24 protein-coding genes and 1 other annotated feature are annotated in these 25,039 nt (G+C 38.0%); of the genes, 6 read left to right on the top strand and 18 right to left on the bottom strand.

The genetic code is table 11. The annotated features are described in order from the left end of the window. Window positions 1-142: 142 nt before the first annotated feature. The 3 genes from ACSYSF_RS08120 to ACSYSF_RS08130 all read right to left on the bottom strand — a co-directional run bounded on the left by ACSYSF_RS08120 (window position 143) and on the right by ACSYSF_RS08130 (window position 2,292). Window positions 143-1,039 carry a prenyltransferase gene (locus ACSYSF_RS08120; protein ID WP_489867523.1) on the bottom strand — a complete coding sequence of 299 codons (897 nt, stop codon included), beginning with the start codon at window positions 1,037-1,039 and terminating at the stop codon, window positions 143-145. 97 nt (window positions 1,040-1,136) lie between these two features. Then, window positions 1,137-1,412, bottom strand: a complete 276-nt coding sequence (locus ACSYSF_RS08125; RefSeq protein WP_489867524.1) for an acylphosphatase — start codon at window positions 1,410-1,412, stop codon at window positions 1,137-1,139. Window positions 1,413-1,479: 67 nt separating this feature from the next. Next, window positions 1,480-2,292, bottom strand: a complete 813-nt coding sequence (locus ACSYSF_RS08130) for a transporter substrate-binding domain-containing protein (protein ID WP_489867525.1) — start codon at window positions 2,290-2,292, stop codon at window positions 1,480-1,482. A gap of 418 nt (window positions 2,293-2,710) precedes the next feature. Here ACSYSF_RS08130 and ACSYSF_RS08135 point away from each other — a divergent pair, with 418 nt between their 5' ends. Further along, window positions 2,711-3,412, top strand: a complete 702-nt coding sequence (locus ACSYSF_RS08135) for an amino acid ABC transporter permease (protein ID WP_489867526.1) — start codon at window positions 2,711-2,713, stop codon at window positions 3,410-3,412. Window positions 3,413-3,418: 6 nt separating this feature from the next. Beyond that, a complete protein-coding gene (locus ACSYSF_RS08140) occupies window positions 3,419-4,168 on the top strand; it encodes an amino acid ABC transporter ATP-binding protein (RefSeq protein WP_489867527.1) in 750 nt (249 codons plus the stop codon). Window positions 4,169-4,391: 223 nt separating this feature from the next. Here the strand turns inward: ACSYSF_RS08140 and ACSYSF_RS08145 are convergent, their stop codons facing one another. Beyond that, window positions 4,392-4,979 (bottom strand): TetR/AcrR family transcriptional regulator, encoded by a 588-nt coding sequence (locus ACSYSF_RS08145; RefSeq protein ID WP_489867528.1) that lies wholly within the window; start codon window positions 4,977-4,979, stop codon window positions 4,392-4,394. A 156-nt stretch (window positions 4,980-5,135) separates the two neighbouring features. Here ACSYSF_RS08145 and ACSYSF_RS08150 point away from each other — a divergent pair, with 156 nt between their 5' ends. Beyond that, on the top strand, window positions 5,136-5,993 hold the full coding sequence (locus ACSYSF_RS08150; protein ID WP_489867529.1) for an aldo/keto reductase: 858 nt from the start codon (window positions 5,136-5,138) through the stop codon (window positions 5,991-5,993). Window positions 5,994-6,086: 93 nt separating this feature from the next. Here the strand turns inward: ACSYSF_RS08150 and ACSYSF_RS08155 are convergent, their stop codons facing one another. The 9 genes from ACSYSF_RS08155 to ACSYSF_RS08195 form a co-directional block, all read right to left on the bottom strand. Then, window positions 6,087-7,013, bottom strand: coding sequence for an L-lactate dehydrogenase (locus ACSYSF_RS08155; protein ID WP_489867530.1), 927 nt, complete (start codon window positions 7,011-7,013; stop codon window positions 6,087-6,089). Between the two features lie 26 nt (window positions 7,014-7,039). Continuing rightward, on the bottom strand, window positions 7,040-8,200 hold the full coding sequence (locus ACSYSF_RS08160) for an aminotransferase class I/II-fold pyridoxal phosphate-dependent enzyme (RefSeq protein ID WP_489867531.1): 1,161 nt from the start codon (window positions 8,198-8,200) through the stop codon (window positions 7,040-7,042). Window positions 8,201-8,220: 20 nt separating this feature from the next. Continuing rightward, window positions 8,221-9,591 carry an FAD-binding oxidoreductase gene (locus ACSYSF_RS08165; RefSeq protein ID WP_489867532.1) on the bottom strand — a complete coding sequence of 457 codons (1,371 nt, stop codon included), beginning with the start codon at window positions 9,589-9,591 and terminating at the stop codon, window positions 8,221-8,223. Between the two features lie 44 nt (window positions 9,592-9,635). Then, window positions 9,636-9,872 (bottom strand) — a binding site (T-box leader). Between the two features lie 290 nt (window positions 9,873-10,162). Further along, window positions 10,163-10,987 carry an energy-coupling factor transporter transmembrane component T family protein gene (locus ACSYSF_RS08170; protein WP_489868262.1) on the bottom strand — a complete coding sequence of 275 codons (825 nt, stop codon included), beginning with the start codon at window positions 10,985-10,987 and terminating at the stop codon, window positions 10,163-10,165. A 3-nt stretch (window positions 10,988-10,990) separates the two neighbouring features. Beyond that, window positions 10,991-12,682: an energy-coupling factor transporter ATPase gene (locus tag ACSYSF_RS08175; protein ID WP_489867533.1), complete on the bottom strand. Its 1,692-nt coding sequence runs from the start codon at window positions 12,680-12,682 to the stop codon at window positions 10,991-10,993. A 62-nt stretch (window positions 12,683-12,744) separates the two neighbouring features. Then, window positions 12,745-13,305, bottom strand: a complete 561-nt coding sequence (locus ACSYSF_RS08180; RefSeq protein WP_489867534.1) for an ECF-type riboflavin transporter substrate-binding protein — start codon at window positions 13,303-13,305, stop codon at window positions 12,745-12,747. 147 nt (window positions 13,306-13,452) lie between these two features. Continuing rightward, entirely contained in the window at window positions 13,453-14,892 is a 1,440-nt protein-coding gene (gene rlmD / locus ACSYSF_RS08185) for a 23S rRNA (uracil(1939)-C(5))-methyltransferase RlmD (RefSeq protein WP_489867535.1), read from the bottom strand. A gap of 31 nt (window positions 14,893-14,923) precedes the next feature. Then, window positions 14,924-15,598: a GTP pyrophosphokinase gene (locus ACSYSF_RS08190; RefSeq protein ID WP_489867536.1), complete on the bottom strand. Its 675-nt coding sequence runs from the start codon at window positions 15,596-15,598 to the stop codon at window positions 14,924-14,926. A gap of 144 nt (window positions 15,599-15,742) precedes the next feature. Next, complete coding sequence (locus tag ACSYSF_RS08195) at window positions 15,743-16,822, bottom strand: BMP family lipoprotein (RefSeq protein WP_489867537.1); 1,080 nt, start codon at window positions 16,820-16,822, stop codon at window positions 15,743-15,745. A 304-nt stretch (window positions 16,823-17,126) separates the two neighbouring features. Between ACSYSF_RS08195 and guaA the strand changes: the two genes are divergently transcribed. Further along, window positions 17,127-18,680: a glutamine-hydrolyzing GMP synthase gene (gene guaA / locus ACSYSF_RS08200; protein ID WP_489867538.1), complete on the top strand. Its 1,554-nt coding sequence runs from the start codon at window positions 17,127-17,129 to the stop codon at window positions 18,678-18,680. 163 nt (window positions 18,681-18,843) lie between these two features. Beyond that, window positions 18,844-19,518, top strand: a complete 675-nt coding sequence (locus ACSYSF_RS08205) for a matrixin family metalloprotease (RefSeq protein ID WP_489867539.1) — start codon at window positions 18,844-18,846, stop codon at window positions 19,516-19,518. Window positions 19,519-19,758: 240 nt separating this feature from the next. Here ACSYSF_RS08205 and ACSYSF_RS08210 read toward each other — a convergent pair whose 3' ends face one another. The 3 genes from ACSYSF_RS08210 to ACSYSF_RS08220 all read right to left on the bottom strand — a co-directional run bounded on the left by ACSYSF_RS08210 (window position 19,759) and on the right by ACSYSF_RS08220 (window position 22,155). Further along, window positions 19,759-20,142, bottom strand: a complete 384-nt coding sequence (locus tag ACSYSF_RS08210; protein WP_489867540.1) for a TipAS antibiotic-recognition domain-containing protein — start codon at window positions 20,140-20,142, stop codon at window positions 19,759-19,761. A 204-nt stretch (window positions 20,143-20,346) separates the two neighbouring features. Further along, window positions 20,347-21,537, bottom strand: a complete 1,191-nt coding sequence (locus tag ACSYSF_RS08215) for an MFS transporter (RefSeq protein ID WP_489867541.1) — start codon at window positions 21,535-21,537, stop codon at window positions 20,347-20,349. A 108-nt stretch (window positions 21,538-21,645) separates the two neighbouring features. Then, window positions 21,646-22,155, bottom strand: coding sequence for a 3H domain-containing protein (locus ACSYSF_RS08220; protein ID WP_489867542.1), 510 nt, complete (start codon window positions 22,153-22,155; stop codon window positions 21,646-21,648). Window positions 22,156-22,325: 170 nt separating this feature from the next. Between ACSYSF_RS08220 and ACSYSF_RS08225 the strand changes: the two genes are divergently transcribed. Beyond that, window positions 22,326-23,438, top strand: a complete 1,113-nt coding sequence (locus ACSYSF_RS08225) for an alpha-hydroxy-acid oxidizing protein (protein WP_489867543.1) — start codon at window positions 22,326-22,328, stop codon at window positions 23,436-23,438. 43 nt (window positions 23,439-23,481) lie between these two features. Here ACSYSF_RS08225 and ACSYSF_RS08230 read toward each other — a convergent pair whose 3' ends face one another. After that, the gene (locus ACSYSF_RS08230; protein WP_489867544.1) at window positions 23,482-23,739 is read right to left on the bottom strand and encodes a hypothetical protein; all 258 of its coding nucleotides are present in this window, start codon (window positions 23,737-23,739) and stop codon (window positions 23,482-23,484) included. A gap of 88 nt (window positions 23,740-23,827) precedes the next feature. Next, entirely contained in the window at window positions 23,828-24,955 is a 1,128-nt protein-coding gene (locus ACSYSF_RS08235; protein ID WP_489867545.1) for a vitamin B12 independent methionine synthase, read from the bottom strand. Window positions 24,956-25,039 lie beyond the last annotated feature (84 nt).

A 25,039-nucleotide genomic window follows, 5' to 3' on the forward strand; every position in this document is an offset into this window, starting at 1 on the left:
CGTACATTTATTTGTGAATAGTGTAACAATATAATTAAATTAAACTGAACTATCGTCAAAAAGTTATACACAAGTTTTCCACAGGGTGTCGGTGCACAAAAAAACTGATGCAATTATTTTATGCATCAGTTTTATTAAAATTCTAATTAAAAATCAAAGCCAAAATTAGACCAATTGCTAAAGTAATTGAAATAACAACCGCGTTTTTAATTGCAAATGGGAAATTGGGTTTAATTGGGTTCGCTTGAAATGCACGAACGTTTTTCATCACAATTGGCAATGACAATAAAGCAATTAGTGACAACCAAGGTAAAATACCAACCAAAACAGCAATGATTAGCATCACGTACCCAGCAATGTATACCCAACCGAATGCCTTAACGGCATGTTCTTTTCCTAAGTACCAAACTAATGTATGACGACCTTCAGCAACATCTTCATCATAATCACCAATATTATTAGCGAACATAATGTCACCAATGGCAAACCATGCAATTGCTGAAGCAATAATCGCATGCCATACTAATTGGCCATTAAATGTTGGGGCGATATTCACATACGTTGCACTCAAAAAGATCAAATAACCCATCGTCAACCCTGAAGCCAACTCACCAAAAGGCGTGCGTGATAGGGGCAATGGTGTACCGGCATACCAATAAACCACGATAAAGCCAATTACACCCATGATAAATAGTGGCCAACCTGTTTGGAAGGCTAACCACAAACCACCAACAGCAGCAATCAAAGCTAATACACCCAGCGTCAACCATGATTGGCGTTGTGAAATACCGCCGTTACCAACAATATTATTAACACCATTTTTCCATTCTTCACTGGTTGCTGATTTAAAATCTTGAATATTATTCCAAACATTTGCAACCATTTGCAATGAAAATACGACAACTGCAAATAAAATTGCATATCCCACATTAAATTCTTCATATGTAATGGCAGCATATAAATTACCCAATATTAAGGGTAATGCACTTGCGACTAGTGATTGTACTTCAACAAACTTCAACCACGTTTTAATAGTCATCTCTCCAAACCTCCTAAAAACTCTCAACAACTCAGCTTACATTAAAAAAACCAGTCGCGCAATGTATCATTGCCAACTGGTCGATTAATATTTACATTTATAGTGCTCGAAAATGCTTAAGGTCTTCATTAACTGCAATATCACTGCTATTAACTGAATCAATTCGTGCATATGGCGATGGCGAAACGCTTATTTTAGCAATAAAATCAGCTAAAACATTGTCTTCAGCTTGCGCAGCAATATGTACTGATCCATCGCTCTCATTCCAAACAACGCCCAAAACACCTAGCTCATCCGCCAGCATCTTGGTTGTATAGCGAAAGCCAACTCCTTGCACACGGCCTCGAACGATAATCTTTTTAGCGACTAACATAAAAATCACCCCTAACGACATTTAACAGTTTCAAAGTCAAATTACTCTAAAACTATTATACCGTTATTTATGGTTTTTTCGTCAAATCAGAACCAAAGTACTTCTCCGATAAGTCAGCAATTGTACCATCTTGACGCAATTCTTTTTGGGCCTTAGTAATTTTCTTGGCCAAAGCCTTATTATCTTTATTCAACATTGGTGATGCTGAAGTATTATCCAACACCTTAGTTGTCTTAGCCTTTAACTTTGTTTCAGGATGCTTCTTTTTGTAAACACCCCATGAATCTTCTGAATTCAACGTAACGTCAGCTTTACCTGAGTTAACTAAGTCAATTGCTTCGGCGAAACCAGGAACTGACACAATATTTGTACCAGCTTTCTTGGCAGCTTGACCAAAGTTTGAAGATGCTGATTGTGCTGACTTCTTACCCTTCAAATCTGATGCCTTTTTAATATCAGAATCCGGTTTTGTGATCATAACGGTCTTCGTATAGATATAAGGTGAAGCAAACACGAACTTCTTTTCACGTTCTTTGTTCTTTCCCATATTGTTGTAAACAACATCGTACTTATTTGATTGTAAACCAGCAACTAATGAATCAAATTTTGTTTGGGTAAATTCTGGCTTCAAGTCTAACTTTTTGGCAACTGCCTTTGATAAATCAACTTCAAATCCAATTAATTTACCATCTTTATCACGATATGAATAAGGTGAGTACGTTCCTTCTAACCCAATGGTTAGCTTTCCTTTTGTATGTAAATTCTTTTGATAAGCTGGTACTGATTTAGCTGAAACATTTGGCACAACGGCTGAAATACCTGTTCCCGCAACGGTCAAAGTAACGGCGGCAACGGCAGCAATTTTTGTATATTTATTCATTTTCCTATTTCCTTAACTGATGTTCAATTTGCTATTTTCATAATGCTATCCATCATTAATTTAACATCGCATCCCCAAATTCATAAGCATTACCCCGACCTCTCTTAATTACTGACGCAAATATTACGCTGTTCACTTATAATTTGTCAACTAATTTCAACAACATTAAAATTCTACTTGCAATTAATTAGTAATACTCATAGAATAAACATGGACAAAATAAAATTAGTAATCAAAAGGAGTATGCCATGTTTCACAACTCATCAAATAATTATGTTGCTTGTGAAAGCCTAACGCATTTTTTGCGGTAGGTTATCTTGGTATGCGCCAATTTAATAATCGTAAAAAAATGTGTTAGGCATCTTATTAGCAAGTTGTTTAGCACTTTTTTTGTGTTTTCTTTTTGAAAGGATGACTCATGTTTCATTTCATTGCAACTTATGCACCACAATTAATTGTTGCTGGTATCAAATATACGATTCCATTAGCATTAATTTCATTCGTGATTGCCATTGTAATCGCTGCTATTGTCGCCGTCTTACGTGCTTATGTACCACACGCAACTGGTATCGGTAAACTCGGTTGGCGTATTTTAAAATTTATTCTTTGGTTCTATGTTTGGATTTTCCGTTCAACCCCAATGCTTGTGCAATTATTCGTTGTTTTCTACGGTTTACCAAAATTAGGAATTAGTTGGTTATCGCCATCAGGTTGGTCAGCTGCTGTAATGGTCTTGTCGCTAAATACCGGCGCATATGCTTCTGAAGCTATTCGTGCTTCAATCACATCAATTCCGGATACGCAACGTGAAGCTGCGGCTGCTTTGGGTATGACTGATCGACAAATTTTCATGCGCATTATCTTGCCACAAGCAACACGTATTTCAATTCCAACTTTAGCTAATTCTTTCATTTCGCTAGTTAAAGATACCTCATTGGCTTCAGTTGTTACCATCGTTGAAATGTTCTACTTGTCACAACAATTGGCTGCCGTTAACTTTGAGCCATTGCAAATGTATCTATTAGTTGCATTAATCTATGCATTATTTGTCAGCATCTTGTCATTCCCACAACGTTATATCCAACGCTGGGCTGATCGTTTCGTGAAAGAACAGAGGTAAAAAATTATGCTTAAACTAGAACATATTGATAAACGCTATACTGAACATCATGCGCTACAAGATATTAATGTGACCTTTAACCCTCACGAAACAACTGTCATTGTTGGTCCGTCAGGTTCAGGTAAATCAACCTTGTTGCGCTCACTAAATTTGTTGGAGCATCCTGATAGTGGTCTGTACACAATTGATGATCGTACAATTAATTTGAGTGAACCCGTCACGACTGATACCTTGCTATGGGTCCGTCGGAAAACGGGGATGGTTTTCCAACAACCACGTATGTTTGATCACTTAACTATTATGGGTAATATGATTGAAGCACCTGTACATGTGCTAAAACAATCTAAAGCGGAAGCTACTAAACATGCCCATGAATTATTAAAAGCGGTTGATTTAGATAACACCGCTAACCGTTACCCTTATCAACTTTCTGGTGGACAAACGCAACGTGTTGCGATTGCACGTGCCATGGCGATGGCGCCAGATTACTTGTTACTAGACGAACCAACATCTGCCTTAGATCCGGAGCTAGAAGCACAAGTACTGCGCGTGCTAAACGACTTGGCCAATGATAATCAATCAATGATTATTGTGACTCACAATATGGATTTCGCACGTCACGCTGCTGATCGCATGTTGTTCTTGGAAGATGGAAAAATTAATTTCGATGGTACTCCAGATGACTTCTTTAATCATCCAACCGAGCGTATCAACCATTTCTTAAATGCCTTTAAGTTCGACCAAGATGAAAATTAAAGCGCGAACAAAGACGCTTTGGATTCGGTGTGTAACGGTGTTTGGACGTTTTGCGGTCGTCAGACCGTGAAGCGGGCAAATTCATTACATTGAGAATCCAGTCTTTGTGAACGCGTTTAGAGTGCGAACAAAAGCGGGTTGAACCTTATAACCCCAACCAATCAAACAATCAAAAAGGACTGAAACATATGATTAATTTCATACGTTCCAGTCCTTTTTATGTCTATTTTTGCTCATCAGCTTCCGCCGTTAAATCTTGTGTAATAACGGGTAGAATCTCTTGCCACGTTGATTCAAAAATCGTTTTAAACAAACTATCATCCCAACGTCCTGCAAAAAATGGATGGTAAAAATACGTAAATGTTTGCATAACCGTTTGGCCACGCTGATGGCGAAATGTATCCCAGGCCATAATTTTTTCAACTGCTGCTGCAAATTCCTTAAGTCTTGGCTCAAGTAAGTGATCATGTTTACCTAATTCAAACTTATAGAAAGACAACATTTCAGGTGATTTAGCAAAGCTTGCTTGTCGCTGTGTTGAAAGTAGCCATAACCAATCGTGTAGTGTTTTAACTCGATCCTGTTCGAGTGCCCGTTCACTAGCTGCTAAAATTGGTGCATCAACGTGTGACAACCAATCTTCATCCATTTCTTGAAATAAAGCATCACGATTAGCAAAATGTTTATACAACGCAGCAGGCGTAATCTCTAATTTTCGCGCGACATCGGCTAAACGTGCTTTTTCATAGCCTTTTTCTATCAACACGGCTTGCGTTGCTTCAAAAATTGCCTCTTTTGTAACTTTTGACATTTTATTTCCTCTCTCACATATTATCTTTAATATTATACTCAACTATCCGTCAGAAAAAAACTATCTAGTTTTAGTTTATAAAATTTCTTTGTTATACTAGAAAGTGAATTATCAGCTAAAATTAACTGAAATATATTTAATAAGAGGTGTAAGTATATGACCATTTCATCATTAACCGATACATTTACTTTAGCTAACGGTGTTAAAATCCCCGTTGTGGGCTTTGGTACTTGGCAAACACCAGATGGCGACGTTGCTTATCAAAGTGTTTTGGATGCACTAAAAGCTGGTTACCGTCACATTGATACGGCTGCCGCATATGGTAACGAGGCCTCTGTCGGTCGTGCCATCAAAGATTCAGGCATTCCTCGTGAAGAATTATTCGTAACATCAAAATTATGGAATGACAGCCACAGTTATGAAGCTGCTAAAATGGCTTTAAACAAATCATTAGAGTTACTTGGTTTAGATTATTTGGATTTGTACCTAATTCACTGGCCAAATCCTCTAATCAACCGTCGTGATTGGGACAAGGCCAACACTGAAGCTTGGCGTTATATGGAAGATGCTTACAAAGACGGTAAAATCCGTGCAATTGGTATTTCAAACTTCCAAATTGAACACGTCGAAGCTTTGCTAAAGACGGCTACGATTACACCAATGGTTAACCAATTATTCGTTAACCCCTCTGATTTGGAGTCAGACATTGTTGCCTACAATAATGAACACAACATTCTAACAGAAGCTTATTCACCATTAGGAACTGGTTCTTTGCTAGATGTACCTGAAATTGGTGAAATTGCTGAAAAGCATGACAAGTCATCAGCTCAAATCTTGATTCGTTGGTCACTACAACATGGGTTCTTGCCACTACCAAAATCAACACACAATGAGCGTATTATCCAAAACGCTGAAGTTTTTGATTTTGAACTAACTGACGAAGAAATGAATGCCTTAAATCAACTTGAAGGCGTTGCAGGGATGCACGAAGAAGCTTCACAAACTGAATTTTAATCTGATAGATTATGACAAACAAAAGGTCGAAGAAAAATTCTCCGACCTTTTTCTTATGCGCTTTTAACAAAGAGTATACAAATTTATGTATATTTATGCATTTTCCTCTAATTCAGCAACCACTTCTTCATAACGATCATGGATCATTTTTGCTGATGCATCTAACTTTTCTTGTTCGTCGCTTGGTAGGTTTAACTTAACGTAGTCGATTACACCCTCACGACCAACAATGACTGGATATGATACATAAACATCATACTCAGAACGGTAATTTGAAACTGGTAGTTCTTCATGACTATCAGTCAAAATAGCTTTCGTTAAACGACTAGCTGCGGTTGCAACACCATAACTCGTAAATTGCTTACCACTAAACACAGTGAATCCACCCATACGGATAGCTTCTTCTAAATCTGATAGTGGCAAGTCGTAATCCGTGATTGGTTGATCCTTAACCGTAACCGTTGACCAAGCTGTAAATTGTGAATTACCATGCTCACCAACATTATAACCACGCACTGACTTTGGATGAACATGTAATGCTTCACCAACTGCACGGTGTAAACGAGCCGTATCTAACAACGTTCCCGTTCCAATAACACGTTCTTTAGGGAATCCGGTGAAGTGTTGATACATCGTGGTGATAACATCCACTGGATTTGTAATCACAACCAAAATACCCTTAAATCCTGAAGCTACTAACTTTTCTGAAATACCTTTAATTTGATCTTTGGTAAACTTTAGTTCGACAAAGCGATCCTTTGCCGTACCTTGTAACGCAATTTTACCAACCGAAGAAACTACAACATCTGCATCAGCTAAAGCATGCCAGTCATTGACGACATAATTAGCATTATATTCTAAATTGGCTTTGGCATCTTCAAAATCCAATGCTTCAGCCTTAGCCTTAGCTTCATCACTATCAATAAAAACAAATTCATCAACTGCGCCTTGTGCTGATAAATTATGTGCAACAGCAGCACCAACGTGCCCCAAACCAATGATTCCTACTTTACGTGTCATAGCGTTCCCCCACTAACTTTAATTGTTTAGTAATTTGCTAAAAATGCACCAATCCGCTTTACTGCTTCCTTCAAATTATCCATTGAAGCAGCGTAGCTAATTCTGATATAACCTTCACCACCAACATTGAAAATTGATCCTGGAATAACGGCAACTTTACCGCGCTTAGCTAAATCAAGACCGAAAGCATAATCGTCTTGATCAACATTGGCTGGCAACTTTGCGAATACATAGAATGCACCATTAGGTTGTGGAATTTCAAAGCCTAATTTCCGTAGTGCTGGTACTAAGTAATCACGACGTTCGCGGTAAGCTTCACGCATCGCCTTAGAATCTAACTTTCCTTGGGCTGAGCTCAAAGCTTCAGTAGCCGCTGCCATAGCTGGATTTGACGCTGTCGTAACCGTAAATTGGTGAAGCGTTGCGGCTGGTGCCAACAAATCCTTTGGTCCTACCATAAAGCCAATTCGGTAACCAGTCATGGCGTGAGACTTTGATACACCATTCAAAATAATTGTTTGTTCAGGTAAGAACTTCGCAATTGAAGTATGTGGTGCACCATATGTCAATTCAGCATAAATCTCATCAGCAATAATGGTTATATTAGTGTCCTTCAAAACTTCAGCCAAAGCAGCTAATTGTTCTGCAGAATACGTTACCCCAGTCGGATTAGCTGGGTAGTTCAACAAAATTGTGGTTAACTCATCCCCATACTTATCAATGGCTGCTTGCAATTGCTCAGGTGTTAACACAAAATCAGTATCTGACGTATCAACATACACGACTTCACCACCAGCTAACTCAATCGTTGGATCATACATTGAAAAGTTAGGTGCAGGCAATAATACTTTGTCACCCTCGTTTACAAAAGCCGTTAAAGTATCATAAATTGCTTCAGTTGCTCCCAATGTCACCACGATTTCAGAATTAGGATCATACGATAAACCATAACGGTCTAACATAAATTTATGAATAGCCTCACGTAAAGCAAGACTTCCAGTGGAAGGTGAATAATGTGACTCATCACGCATAATACTGTCAACGGCAGCCTTCTTCACGTGCTCAGGCACTGGAAAGTCTGGCTCACCTAATGTTAATTTAACAATATCCTCGACACCACTAGTTTGATCATCAAATGCTCTGATTGCATTTGGTTGGATTGCTGCAACTCGTTTGTTAACTCCCATAATCTTTTCCCCTACATCTTCTAAATTTTACGTCCAGGATTTAAAATTCCCAGTGGATCGAATACTTGTTTAATCTGTTTTTGCAATATTCGGACACCCGAATCTAATTGTTTTGGTACCCACGCGTTCTTCAAACTACCAATACCATGTTCAGCACTAACTGTTCCCGCAACATCGATGACAAATGCTAATAGTTCATCGATAAATGCTTGGGTATTTTCTGGTAACTCACCATCTTTATCTTCCAAAATAATATCTGGATGCAAATTACCATCCCCCGCATGGCCTAGCAACAATAGACGTTGTTCATATTTATCAGCTAGCTCTTCAGCTTTATCAGCAACAATGGCCAACTTACCTAATGGCACCGCCACATCCTCAACGATTAAGCGTCCATATTGCGCTCCAGCGGCGAAAATATCTTGACGAATCTTAATAATTTCAGCCGTTCGTTGTGGGTCATCGGTGACATCAATTTTCGTTGCCCCTTGCTCATGCAAAATTTGCTCGACCTTTTCTAGAGCGTCACTAACTGCAACATCAATTTGGAAAACCAATAACGCTTGCTCACCATGACTGCCTAAATGGCTGTGTTCGTACTCGTCTAATGATTCAATTGAAACACGGTTCAATATTTCTAACATTGATGGTTTGACACCGCTCGCTTGCACGGCTTGTACAGCTTGCATCAACTCATGAATCGTTGGGAAAGTTGCCAAACCTGTAATCGGCTCACCTAATGCGATGGGTAGTAACCGCACCGTTGCTTCCACCACAATGCCTAGTGTGCCTTCTGAACCAATCATCAAATCGGTTAAATCATAACCCGTATTATTTTTAAATGTCGCACCACCTAAGGTAACCAACTCACCATTAGCTAAAACGACTTTTAATCCTAATACTGATTGCTTGGTTGTACCATATTTTAATGATGACATCCCACCAGCATTCGTAGCGATGTTACCTCCAATTGAACTAATCGGCTTTGAACCTGGATCTGGTGCGTAAAAGTAACCAACCTTACGTGCCTCAATATCTAAGTCACCGTTAATAACACCTGGTTCAACAATTGCGACTTGATTCTCTGGTTGAATCGCTAAAATGTGATTCATGCGTGATAGATTTAAAATCAAACTGCCCGTCAACCCAGCTGCACTATTCACAATTGAGGTTTTTGCACCTTGAGGCACTACTGCAATTTGGTTAGCAGCAGCAAACTTAACCGTTGCTTGTACATCTTCAATAGACGTTGCGAATACCACTGCATCAGGAATAATCGTTGTTGTAATTTCTTGTGTATATTCATTTGCACCATATTGTGCTCTTGTCTGTTCGTCTAATGCAACTTCACCATCTGGCAATTGCAAAGACGTAAAATCTGTCGTTGTCATATTGCTCCTTTAAAAAACGTCCCGTCGTTCCTTCCTATTTGGAACGACGGGACGATTGAAATCGCGGTACCACCCGTTTTTCAATTCACATTACTGCAAATTGCTTGTTAAGTATCAAATACTTATATGCTATATCGCGCATACCGGAAATCACTCATTTTATAACTCATAATTTCAATCACTCCTGGGCCAAACTTCATTTGCTGAACCGATTGTCTCACACCATCCACAACTCGCTTTGCGTGTTCATCACAAACTACTTACCCATTCACCGTGTTTACTCATTTCATGGTAAAGCGCCAATTATGAAAAGTCAATCATAAAATTAAAAAAATCTCATTTACTTCACATAATACCAGAGCGTGAACAAAGACGCTTTGGATTCGGTGTGTAACGATGTTTGGAGGCTTTGCGGTCTTTAGACCGTGAAGTGTCCAAATTTCGTTACATTGAGAATCCAGTCTTTGTGAGCGCGTTTAAATAGAGCGTGAACAAAAGCGGGTTGGACCTGGTGTATAACACCCCACAACAAAAGGCTGAGAAACAATCGTATCCCAGCCCTTCATTTAAACTATGAAAATGGGTACCAGAACCGGCTACCCGTTGTTTTAATCAATACAAGTTCAACTAGCACTAATAACACAATACCAGCTAAGAAGTACCAATCCTGCTTTTTGTATTTTTGCTCATAATACCAACTACGCTTTTTTTCTTTTCCAAAACGTCGCAAGTCCATTGAACGACTGACTTCATCAATTTTAGATAGTGACGAGAAGACCAACGGCATCATAATCCCAAAAGCACCTTTAATACGTTGCTTCCAGGGCGCATGTGAGGACATATCATAACCACGCGCTTGCTGAGCATGACTAATCATCCTAAATTCTTGTTGGATACTAGGAATATATCTTAGTGTTAACGCAACAGCATAAGCAATTCGGTATGACACACCAATTTTATTCAATCCAGCTGCAAATTCACTCGGATTAGTCGTTAGTAAGAATATCAAAGCTAACGGTAAACTGAAAAAGTACTTTGCTAGCACAATAAATTCATAAAATAATTGTTCTAAAGTTAATGCATAGCCACCTGAACCAAGTATGACCGTTTTACTATGGAATAAATCAGTACCATATTGTGGTGCAAAGACATAAATTAATAGTAAATTCATTGCTGCAAACACGGCCACAAACTTAACAATTGTTGAAACATTCCGCCAATGAATCCCAGCTACTTTTAAACCTAGGACTGCAACAACCATTAATAAAATCAAATAGCGAACATCAAAACTCAACATTCCACTAATCGTCAAAAGCAAAAAGATTAGTAGTTTCGTCCCACCACTTAATTGATGGATGATAGACGTTCCTGGTTGATAACCAAATATATTATTCATCATCTATCCTTTCCCAATCAATGCCGTCAATCCGGCTGGATTACTCAAATTATATTGTTGTGCTAGTTCATGCACCGTTGTGATATGCAAATCTGCTTGATCAACCAAAGCTTGGTCATTTAGCAGTTTTGCGGGTGTTGTATCAGCCAATAGTTGGCCATCAACCAAAACCAACGCTCTATCGGCTGCTGACAACATCAATGGCATGTCATGCGTGATAATCATAACGGTCGTATTAAGTTCTTGATTTAAATTTTGAACAAAGTGCATGATTGCCTGTGCATTCGCATAATCTTGACCAGCAGTTGGTTCGTCCAAAATCAAAACACTTGGTTCTAATATCAAGACTGAAATAATCGTTAGGCGCTTCTTTTGACCATAACTCAAGACCGTTACTGGCCATTCACGCATACCGTATAATCCAGCTAGTTTCAACAACTGATGTGCACGTGGTTTAATTTCTTCTTCCGATAAGCCACGCAAACGTAAGCCACTGGCAACTTCGTCATAAATAATCGATTGGGTAATCATTTCATTTGGATTTTGTGACACATAACCAATGTGGTCAGCACGCTCTTTGATTGACAAATTAGCCAAATCACCCACGTCTTTTAACAGAATGCTACCAGCACTTGGTTGCATAAAGCCGGCAATTAATTTACTCAAAGTCGACTTACCAGAACCATTTTTACCTACTAAAGCGACCAATTCGCCTTCGTACAAAGTAACATTGACGCCATCAAATAGGCCTTTATCACCATACTTAAACGTTAAATTATCCGTCGTCAAAATTGCTGGCGCGACTTTGTTGTTAGTTTCAGTCACACCTTTGTTTTCAGTAGACAACGTCTGTAATTTTGTTAAAACATCTGGTCCAGATACTTGTGCTGGTTCAGTAATATGTGATAATCCTTCAAAAGATACACCAGCTAATTTCAATAACTGCAAGTAACCAGGCATAGCTAAACCGTATTGTTCAAGTGTTTCTGACTTTAAAATTTGTTCAGGTGAACCATCAAAGGTGACCATCCCCTTATCCAGTACTACAACGCGATCTAAACGATGCTGCAACACATCCTCCAACCGATGTTCAATCATAATCACCGTCAAATGATATTCTGCTTGCAACTTATCTAACAGTGATAACATCCGATGACCGCTCGCTGGATCTAAACTGGCTAATGGCTCATCAAACAGCAAAATAGGACTATCATCAATCAAAACGCCAGCCATGGCCACGCGTTGCTTCTGACCACCTGATAATTCTTGTGGTGCTGCTTTTAATAACTCACCTAGATCTAAAATTTGTGCCCATTCTTTTACTTTAGCCAATAATTTATCATTAGTCATGTTGTCATTTTCCAGGGCAAAAGCAATATCTTCGGCAACAGTTAAGCCAACAAATTGTGTGTCGGTATCTTGCAAGACCGTTCCGATATCAAATGAACGCTCAAAAATAGAAAGGTCTTTAATATTATGACCATTGATACTAATATCACCGGTTATTTCACCAGGATAAGCGTGTGGAATTAGGCCATTAAGTAATTGACCTAAGGTGGTTTTACCGGAACCTGATGGGCCAGAAAGTAGCACACGCTCGCCTGGTTCAATTGCTGAATTAATATGATGCAAAGTCGGTTCTGATTGCGAATCATATTTAAATGTTACATCTTTCATTTCGATTGCTGATGTCATGAAACAACTACCTCAATTATTTTTATATGTATAGGTAGGATTATAGCTCCCACCTGTTATGATTAATCTTTTTCTTTTAATGAACCTTGCTTAACTTGCGTCTTGCTATAAGCTACAATCAATAAGGTTCCTAAAACACCAACTGAAACAAAGTTAATACCTGTTGATACGAAACCTTGCAAGAAAACCTTGTTAGCTGGTTCACTATAGACCAAAACATCACCTAATGGGGCGATAACACTCCAAGCAATAAAATTAGCAATTAATTGCCACACGTTAAACGCAACAATTTTCTTAGTACTTAGGTCGCCATTAATCAAATTCATCTTCTTAACAGCCCAACCTAGAATAATACCAAATAATGCATCTGCAATGACCCATGTCCACCAAACTGATCCATAAGAAATCGCATCATTCAATGCATGACCAATAAAAGCGACTAGTCCACCAACGATTGGCCCAAAAATAGCTGCTAGCAAAGATAACCATGCCTCAGCAACATTAATTTGTGTATTAGGAATACCTGTTGGAATAGCTACGAATTTAAATAAAATTAAAAATACGGCAGCCCCAATGCCAGTTGCCACGACAGATCTTGTTGATAGCCCTTTACGTTGTTTCATTTTCTTCTCCTTAAAACACCATACATACACCATACATAAATGCAAAAAACGATAATACTATATTATGCTAGTACCACCGTTTATTCTATCATTAATTTTTATTTTGACAGCTAACATACTCATATAATAGCATTATCGTCAATTTTTTTATTTTTTCGTAAACTTTACAATACCTTCCCAACGTGCTGTTTGTGGGAACATATCAATTGATTGAATATAATCAACTCGATAAACCTTTGATAAATCAACCAAATCACGTGCTAATGTTGAAGCATTACATGATACGTAGACAAATTTTTCTGGCTTCGTGGCTAGAATTGTTTGTCGCAACGCACTATCCAAACCAGTACGTGGTGGATCAACTACGAGTGCATCGGCAACCCAACCTTCGCTAGCCCATTGTGGAATCAACTCTTCTGCTGCACCAACATAATAGGTGGCATTAGTTACCCCATTATCAATAACATTTTCAGTCGCGTCATCAATTGATTCAGGAATTGTATCCATGCCACGTACTTCACCAGCATGATCTGCTAATGAAATACCAATGGTACCAACTCCTGAATAAGCATCGATTAATTTATCAGCCTTCGTCAAATCCAGTGCTTTAATCGTTTCTTGATATAGACGTTGTGTTTGCCGTGGATTTAATTGCAAAAAGGCGCGTGGTGATAACTTGAACGTTTTACCATTAATTTCTTCAGTGATGTAATCTTCACCCCAAATTTGACGAGTATCATCACCCCAAATCAATGATGAATCACCACGATTAATATTTTGGTGAATTGAAACCACTTCTGGTAGTTCCTGATTAATTCGGGCAATTAATTCATCTGCTTCCGGCAATGAACGACCGTTTGTGACAATGGTTAGTTGTACATCCCCAGTTGATTCTGAGACACGAGCAATCAACGTTTTAATTGACCCACGATTACGACGCTCATCATAAATTGATACATGTAAATCAGCCAAAATATCACGAACTTTCCGCACAACTTTGAGCGTTGCTGGATGTTGCGTCGTCATAACAGGCAAATCAACTAGCTTATGTGAATGACGTTTGTACATACCAACAGCTAATTTGCCATTGACCTCACGAACTGGGAACTGTGCTTTATTACGATAACCAGTTGGATTATCCATACCAATCGTTGGCAACAACTTATAATGCGCATACCCAGCCGGACGATACTTTTGCAAAGCTTGGCGAATAACATCTTGCTTGTACTTTAACTGTCCTTCATATGACAAGTGTTCAAGCTCAACACCACCTACTTCTTGGTTATCAACCGGCTTTACACGATCCTTAGATTTTTGCTTAAACTTAAGCACCCGTGCTTCAATAAATTTATTCGTATAATTAGTTACTTCAACTTCAACAACTTCTCCCGGCAAAGCACCTTGGATAAACGTAATCTTCCGTTTATAGTAACCAATCCCTTCACCGTTAATACCTAGTCGCTTAATAGTAATCAATAATTGATCACCGATTTCAACTTTAACTGGCGCATGATTTTGTTTTTTTGTTCCACGTGAAACATTATCTTCTTTCTGATTCTGATAATGTTTTGTTTGTTTATTTACCATATTTCGTTCTACAATAGCTCTTTCTTTTTAATTATAATGCGTGATGAATATCTTGGAAGCTCTGCTCAATTTTATATAAAGCATTTGCATTCTCTACTAAATTATCCGCAAATTCTTCAGCTCGGTCAATATCAGTTTTATAACGTAACTCGTGTTCTAAACTAGCCCACATATCCATTCCAATTGTTCTGATTTGGATTTCTACCGGAATCGACTCCACGTCATGAGCTTTAAACACTGGTACTTTAACAACTAAATGAAGACTACGATAACCACTTTCTTTAGGATTCTCAATATAATCCTTGCGCTTAATCACTTCAACATCATCTTGTTGTGATAATAACTTTTCAACCGTATAAATATCATCAATATAGTTGGTAATCACACGTAGCCCAGCAATATCAAAAATATTATTTTTAATACTGGTAACATCTGGTGACAAGCCCTTCTTCTTTAACTTGCCAACCAAGCTTTGCGGATCTTTCATACGACCATCAATATGGTGAATTGGATTATGATTATAGTTAACTTCAAATTCAGCATCAAGATTTTCAAGTTTCGTTGAAATTTCATGTTGCGCTGATTCATAAACCTGATACATTTGTGCGATTTGCGTCAATTGATTAGCAACCCAATCAAATTCACTATCAGTCCCAATGAGTTGTCTAATTTTCTTAACACTCATGGTGTTTCTTTTAGAATTCATCTTTTCAATATTCCTTACTTTTTAACTTTACCCTACATATTTTACATTTTATAATGCTTAAATTTTTTATGCCAGTCATCACGATAACATAAAAAGCCGAAATTCAGTACAGGATTGTACTAAATTTCGACTAAGCTAAACATCTTATTTTGTTGGTACTGCTGAAACCTTAATGTCACCGTCAACAATTTGATCTTTGGCATTATCAACAGCCTTCTTGGTATCGTCATCCAAGTTCTTCGTGACAATACCTACACCACCTTCTTTTAGACCATAGTATACAGTCTTACCACCTGGGAACTTGTCATTTTGTGCTTGCTTCGTAATCAATTGCACACCACGACCGATACCCGTCAATGATGAAGTTAGCGTCAAATTATCTTTCTTACCATCTTTGGTCTTGTAATTTCCCATATTCGTTTGATCAAGGTCAACACCAATTACCCAAACTTTATCCTTTGAGCCAGCAGGTAATGTTGCACTTTGGTCCTTAGCAGCTTGGAAAACACCATTCCCGACACCACCAGCAGCTTGGAAGATAACGTGCTCACCTTCAGCAATTTTAGCTTTGGCGATAGTTTGTCCTTTAGCTGGGTCTGAGAAAGTACCCGCAAATGTTGCATCAACCTTAATACTTGGATCAACAGATTTCACACCGGCTTGATAGCCAGCAAGGAATGACTCAATCACTGAGTTACGCATACCACCAATAAAGCCAACTGTCTTATCACCGACTGCTTGGGCTTTCTTAGCTGCCGCAACACCAACTAGGTATGATGATTGTTCAGAGTGGAACTTAACAGAAGCAACGTTCTTGTACTTTTTATCTGCTTGTTCGTCAACCAATACAAACTTTGTCTTTGGTTGTTTATCAGCAACTGTTTCAACAGAATCTTTGAACGTGTTCCCAATTGCTGCTACCAAATTATACTTAGCTGTTGCAGCTTGCGTTAATTGTGTATCGTAATCAGCTACAGACTTAGGTTGGAAGTAATTATAACCATCCTTACCCTTAGTCAAATCGTTGGCTTTTCCCCATTTTTGAAGACCTTGCCATGCGCTTTGATTAAAGCCCTTATCATTAACACCATTTGTGTCTGATACCATTGCTGCTGTAAATTGATCTTTACTGTTTGTCTTATCACCGTTCATTGATGCAATACCAATACCAGCAAGTGCTACTACTACAACACCACCAATGACCATTGTCCGACGTGAAACCATTTTTTAATACCTCCAAGTATTAAGCCCTCAACCCAACCACTCATTTAAGAGTTCAATTTATAATAATTTAATTACTATAGCGGTCTTAAACTGAGAATGCAAGGCTAAATTTTTCATCACTATAAAATCTATTCAGATAGTTTTATTAATGATAAATTCATTAAAACAAATGAGTTTAATATGTGAATATTTTTTAAGCATTTATCTAAAATTATTGTTAACCAACCCCGAACATTAATATAAATATCATTGAAAATTATCATAGATTACGTATAATGGAATTATCAATTAAATGGAGGATATCATGGCCAACACAGATACACACGATAGTATTCTTGTATTGGACTTTGGTTCACAATATAACCAATTAATTTCACGTCGTATTCGTGAATTAGGCGTTTATTCTGAGCTAAAGCCACACACTATCACTGCTGCTGAAATCAAAGAACTTCAACCTAAAGGCTTAATCTTTTCAGGTGGTCCTAATTCAGTTTACGATGATGGTGCATTTTCTGTTGATCCAGAAATTTTTAATCTAAACATCCCCATTTTAGGTGTTTGCTATGGTATGCAACTAATGGCACATATGTTGCCTGGTGGTAAAGTCTTACCTGCCAACAATACATCTGAATATGGTGAAACTGAGATTGAAGTGACGGATTCAAACAGCATCTTATTTGCAGAGACACCCGAAACACAAACTGTTTTGATGTCACACGGTGATTACGTTGGAGCTGTTCCTGAAGGATTTACTGCAGTAGCAACTTCTGATAGTACACCAATTGCCGCTATGGAAAACGTAGAACGTCAACTATATGGTGTTCAATTCCATACAGAGGTTCGTCATACCGTTTATGGTATGAAAATTTTGGAAAACTTCATTGATAATGCTGTTCACGCAAATCGTGATTGGTCAATGGATGATTTCATCGACGAACAAATTGCAAAGATTCGTGAAACTGTTGGCGACAAGCGCGTCTTACTAGGACTTTCAGGTGGTGTTGATTCATCAGTTGTTGGTGTCCTACTACACAAAGCTATCGGTACACAATTAACATCAATCTTTGTTGACCACGGTCTACTACGTAAAAACGAAGCTAATGAAGTCATGGCCGCTCTTGGTGGCAAGTTCGGTCTAAACATCATCAAGGTTGATGCCCAAGATCGTTTCTTAAACAAATTAGCTGGTGTTACTGACCCTGAACAGAAGCGTAAAATCATTGGTAACGAATTTATTCGTGTCTTTGACGAAGAAGCCATGAAGTTGGATGGTATCGACTTCCTAGCACAAGGAACATTGTATACTGACGTTATCGAATCAGGTACTGACACTGCTCAAACTATCAAGTCACACCACAACGTTGGTGGTTTACCAGATGACATTCAATTCCAATTAATCGAACCACTAAACAAGTTGTTCAAGGATGAAGTTCGCTCACTTGGTGAGAAACTTGGTATGCCACATGACCTGGTTTGGCGTCAACCATTCCCAGGTCCAGGACTTGGTATTCGTGTCCTTGGTGAAATCACAAAAGATAAGCTAGAAATCGTACGCGAATCTGATGCTATTTTACGTGATGAAATCGCTAAGCAAGGTTTGGATAGCGAAGTATGGCAATACTTTACCGTCCTACCTGGTATTCGTTCAGTTGGTGTTATGGGGGATGAGCGTACTTACGATTACACCATTGCTATTCGTGCCATTACGTCTGTTGATGGCATGACAGCTGACTTTGCTAAGTTACCATGGGATGTCTTAGAAGAGATTTCTCGTCGTATCGTAAATGAGACCGCCCACGTTAACCGCGTAGTCTATGATATTACAGCTAAGCCACCTGCAACTGTTGAGTGGGAATAAGCTTAGATTATTCTTACTTTAAAAATCAAAAGTCGTTAGCAAATTTTGCTAGCGACTTTTTTGTGTATAATCACTAACTTATAAGGTTAATCTTAATTTGGTATACTATACTTTAATATGTTTCAATAAATGTACCGTTTTTTGGTACAGAAAGGTAACACTGATGAAACTCTTTAAAGGACTCATCCTAATTGTAGTTGCTATTATTGGTTATAACTGGCTGACAACGCCTGCTATTAGCCAACAAATTAATACACAATTAAGTGCTTTAACAACTAACTTACAAAATCTTTCAACAGAGATTCCTTTTTTAACAAAAACAGAATCTAAAACTCAACCAGATAAAAAAACTGCTAACAATAATGGTATTGAATCAATCGTTAGTGGTAAAAAGTTATCAAACGTTTATACCTACAAATTTAAAGATGACGTTCCCGAGCAGACAAGATCAATCTTTTTACAAGCAATGGACGTCTATAATGCAACTGGTATCGTTCATATTACTGCTGAAGAACAAGACGACTCAAAGAATACAATTACACTTGGTGTTTATAACAAACCTTCTAAGAATACTAATAATTTAGAAGAATTAGGTATTGGTGGCCCTAAAGTTTATTCGCAAACTGGCTTAGTCAATATTGACTACAATCATGGTAAAGCTACTTTAAATACTGCTTACCCACCTCGTCTATCCGCCGCGATTCATGAGGTTGGCCATGCACTTGGTCTTGATCACAGTGAAGACAAAGCTTCCGTCATGTATCCAGTTGATCAAGGTGTCACCGCCCTTTCTCAGCAAGATATTAATAATTTAAAGCAGATTTATCCGGAGGATTAGCATAACGTGAACAAAGACGGGTTGAATTCGATGTATAACGTTGTTTGGACGCTTTGCGGTCGTCAGACCGTGAAGTGAGCAAATTTCGTTACATTGAGAATCTAGACTTTGTAAGCAAAAGCACTCTATACAAATATGCCCATTTGAAAGGCAGTAAATTATCATCATTTGATAACTTACTGCCTTTTTTGCAATTATTAAGCTTTATAAAATTAACTAATGTTTCACGTGAAACAAGAATTAATCTGCGTAATAATGCACGACATCATATAACGCTTGCGCACTCCCCAGTTCCTTCTCATCATAGTACAACTTAAACCGGTTATCTTTTACATACATCGTCACAATTTCCTTATGTTTATCTACTGAATAATCAGGTAGTGTAAAACTTAACCATTGTTTGTGCAAACCAAAAATATCTTGTGCAATTTTACTCTGTAAATCTGGATCAGTGACAAAAAGTGACAATTTTTCAAATAAATTTTTCTCAACTAACTTCATCTCATCCATATCAGCTTGGGTTAATCGTAAATGCTTCTTATTAATTTGATCCTGATTAAATTCCGGTTCATTTGATAACGTATTATCGTCTTCATATGCTGAAAATTTTTCTCTGGCTGTCATTTCTGTATCTCCTTGATAACATCTTAATGTGTTATTATTTCAATTTGTCATTTCACAATAATCCAATGATAAAGGGTAATGTATCGTTAAGGTAAACTAAATATTTTAAATATAGAAAAAAATAGGCTTTTATTCACAAAAGCCCATAATAAAAAGCTTATACATGATGATTCATCAAATATAAGCCAATATCTTATTAATTATTTAATCAATTGCTTGCCCACGAGTTTCTTTACCCAAGAGTAGTACAACCACAATAGCAATAATTAACGCGATACTAAACACGCTAAAAATGTTTGCAAATGACAAACCATGACCAATAAAGAAACCGATTGATAGCGGACCAAGGATACCACCTAAACGACCAAATCCTTCAGCTGCGCCATTCGCTGTTGCACGAATACTTGCTGGGTACAATTCTGGTGTGTAAGCATACATGGCACCCCATGCACCTAAATTGAAGAACGACAATAACATGCCGGAAATCATAATCATCGTCAAACTAGTCGAGAAACCGAAGACAGCCGCGAAAATAGCTGTTCCAGCTAAAAACGTTGCAATAACCGGCTTACGACCCCATTTTTCAACCAACCATGCTGACGTAAAGTAACCTGGTAATTGTGCCAAAGTCATGATGACCACATAACCAAAGCTGTTAACCGTACTGAAGCCTTTACCAACTAAGACACTTGGTAACCACAAGAAAATACCATAATAAGAAAACATAATCATAAACCAAGCAACCCATAACATAATGGTTTGATTACGAAATTGTTTATGAAATAGCTTTGATAACTTCGTACCAACTGATTCCCGCGGTGTATTTGCCGTTTGATTTTTAACCCTATCATTTGGTAAATGACGACGTAAGATAAATACGTAAAATGCGGTTAATGCAGAAATAATTAAAGTAATTCGCCATCCGAAACTTGGCATCACAAAATATGCTAACAAACTAGCAATTAACCAGCCGACAGCCCAAAAACTTTCAAGCAAAACGATTGTCCGACCACGCTTTTCTTTTTCGACATGCTCAGAGACTAGTGTCGTAGCAACTGGTAATTCACCACCTAAACCAACACCTACGAAAAAGCGCAATAGAATAAAACCAACAAAGCCCATCGTAAACGCTGACAAACCAGTTGCGATAGAAAAAATCAACAAGGTCATCATCAACATATTTTTACGACCTTTTTGATCAGCTAACGCACCAAACGTAATCGCGCCAACAGCCAATCCAATCGAATTAACTGAGCCGACCCAGCCAACCTGTAATGAGGATAAATCCCATTCTTTTTGGATTGCCACCAATATAAATGACAATAACCCAACATCCATCGCATCAAATAACCAAGCTAAACCTGTAACAGTTAACAACTTATTCAATTTATTCATGACATTTCATACTACTAATTTTTTAATTAGTTACTCCTATCTAGGTGTCTTTACACCCTTACAATGACTATTATCATAGTTCGTTAGGGGGTGTCTTGTCAACCCAAATTAAGCTTCGTACAAAATATTCAATTCACGTAATGCATTTTTAGCGTCTTGCAAGGCTGTTGCATCTTCATACTCAACACGATGCATATGCAACCCATTTGTTAACACTGATAATGGTTCGCCACCTTCTTTATTCAAATGATAAACAAATTGTTTAACATCTGTAATAGTTTGAATCGCTAATTCACCTTTTAATAAACCATATACTGGATGATCCACTTGCACATCCGCAACTGTGACACCAGCATTAACTAATGCCGTCAGCTCATCTTCAATTTGATCAGCACCATGTTGTACAACAAGTATCGTACTATGCCGTTGCTTAGCCTGATAACGATAACCCTGTGGTGTTGCAATAATTTGCTCACCACGTGCTCGTAACAAGGCAATATCTCCCACTATTGTCTGTCGTGACACTGCTAACTGTTTAGCAAATTGATTAGCACTGATGACTGTATCTGGATTACTTAACGCCGCCTTAATCGTTTCTTGTCGTTGAATTCCCGTCATGCACTATCACCCCTTTAATTTTTCTCTTACTTATAAATATAACCCGAACAACCACATATGGAAATATATGCGAAATACTTTCATATCATATTTTAAAAATTAATATCCAAACAGCTTATTTAAAATGATAGAATGATTAAAAATAAATGAATTAACAAGGGGAGTCTATTATGGCAATTATCAATGGTTATGAATTAAGTGAACAGGAGCGTCCTTTGAATGTTATTAACTTACCCGCATTAGAAAAAGCCGCCCAAGAAATTTTACCTAAAGCTAGTTTTGGCTTTGTCCGTGGTGGTTCTGAAGATGAATCAACGTTACGTGAAAACACCTTAGCCTTTGACCATGTCAAAATTTTGCCACGTGTTCTATCTAATATTACTAATCCCGACACTAGTACCAGTATTTTTGGCCTAAAATTAGCAAATCCAATCGCCATGGCACCTGCCGCTGCTCAAGGGGTTGTCCATATGCAAGGAGAAGTTGCTACGGCTGCTGGCATGGCGGAAGCCGGTTCGTTAATGACCCAAAGTACATACTCCTCAAAGCGCATCGCTGAAGCAATGGCAGCTGGCAATGGCGCACCACAATTTTTCCAATTATATTTAAGCCAAAATCATGAATTAAACAAGTTTCTCTTAGATAAAGCTGCTGAAGCTGGTTGTAAAGCAATTGTTGTAACAACTGATATCACAGCTGAAGGTTACCGTGAAACGGATATTGTTAATGACTTTCATTTCCCGGTCCCCATGGCTAACCTAGAAGATTTCCAGCCTGGCTTAGGTCAATCAGGTACTGGCGTTGGTGAAGGCAAAGATGTTTTCGATAATGAAGCCCATCAAATCGGCGTGGCCGATATGAAACGTGTCATTGATTACACGCCACTTCCTGTAATTATTAAAGGTATTCAAGCACCTGAAGACGCCCTACTGGCAATTCAAGCTGGTGCACAAGGTATTTGGGTATCTAACCATGGTGGCCGCCAATTAAATGGTGGTCCAGCCTCATTTGACGTTCTACACGATGTCGCACAAGTCGTTAATCATCGTGTGCCAATTATCTTTGATAGCGGCGTGCGTCGTGGTTCACATGTCTTTAAAGCATTAGCTGCTGGTGCTGATTTAGTCGCCTTAGCTCGTCCAATTATTTATGGTTTAGCCCTGGGTGGTGCACAGGGGGTCACGTCGGTTGTTAACCAATTAAACGATGAATTACGCATCACAATGCAGTTGGCTGGTACTAAAACAATTACTGATGTCCAACAAACACAGTTATATAAATAAAAAATGTTGGGGTTTAGACAAAACTATCTAAATCCCAACATTTTTACGCTTCTAATAATGACAAATCAGTATAACGAATAATCTCGTTTTCATCATCATCAGTTGAATATTCATCGATATTGTAATTAAATTCTTTAAGCATCTGAACTACTTCATCAGGCTTTTTGATTGAAATGGTTAACTTTGGCCCCAAATCAGACGTCGTAAAAATACCTTCTTCAGATTTTTTAAAGAAGATTTTCCCCTTAAGCGGTAAAACCGTCATCATGGTTGCTATTGATATGCGCGGTGTTAATGTCATTATAATCATCCTTTCCCCAAAAGCAGTTTATCTACTAGAATTACTTACCTTTATTATACCAGACAATTAAGCGCTTACATAATGTAAATTAACCCCAAATTTTCTTTGCTGTTTCAATGACGAAACGCAACTTAGCCCATTGCTCATCTTGAGTCAATTTATTTCCTTCTTCAGTGGAAGCGAAACCACACTGTGTCGACAAAGCTAAGTTATCCAATGGCACAATTTTAGCGGCTTCATTAACACGCGCAATGATGGCATCTTGATCTTCAATTTCAGGTCGCTTAGAAGTAACCAAACCTAATACAATACGCTTGTTAGTATCACCAGCCCAGATTTCACCCAATGAGTCAAATGAACCTGAACGTGCATCATCAAATTCCAAAAAAATACCATTATAATTTAGTTGACCTAAGTATGGAGCAACATCGTCATAACCACCAGCGAACAAATAAGTTGATTGGAAGTTACCACGACAAATGTGAGTTGTAATCGTCAAATCATCTGGCAAGTCAGCCAAAGCATCATTAATCACTTTAACGCTATTTTCAGCCAATTTAACGTACTTAGCATGTTCTTCAGGATCTGACTCAGTATCATGCAACTTGCTAATCAAAAATGCCCAAGTCGTATCGTCCAATTGTACATAACGTGCCCCTAAATCATAGAAATGTTGAATCGTTTGATGATAAGCAACTGATAAATCAGTCAAATATTCATCAAATGTATCATAATACTTTGACCAGTTATCACTACGATTATCACGGAACAACATCGTTGGTGAAGGAATCGTTTGCTTTGGTACAACGCCATCTGGTGTAATTGATGCCAAGAATTCATAGCTATCAAAGAAAGGATGATTTGGGTTGTATGCAATCTTACCGACTAATTCAACATTATCAGTTCTCGTTTTACCACCCTTAAATTTATAACTTTCATGATAGTCATAGTTTTCAACACCTTCTAGACCCCACAAAAAGTCTAAATGCCACCAAGAACGGTTGAATTCACCATCTGTGATATCCTTCAAGCCCAACTTAATTTGTTCATCGACAATCTTCTTTGTTTCTTCATGTTGAACAGTCGTTAATTGTTCTTGTGAAATTTCACCATCTTCAAATTTTTGACGTGCATCTTTCAATGCATCAGTTCTTAAAAAGCTACCAACAATGTCATATCGATTTGGAAACTTTATCTTATTTGCTGTTGCGACCATATTTTTATCCCCCTAAAGATTTGAGTTTAAACAAAAAAATATCCGACTCAAAAACATCATTGTTTTTGGGCCGAATATTCGCGT

Source organism: Weissella sp. ESL1139 (assembly GCF_058506735.1).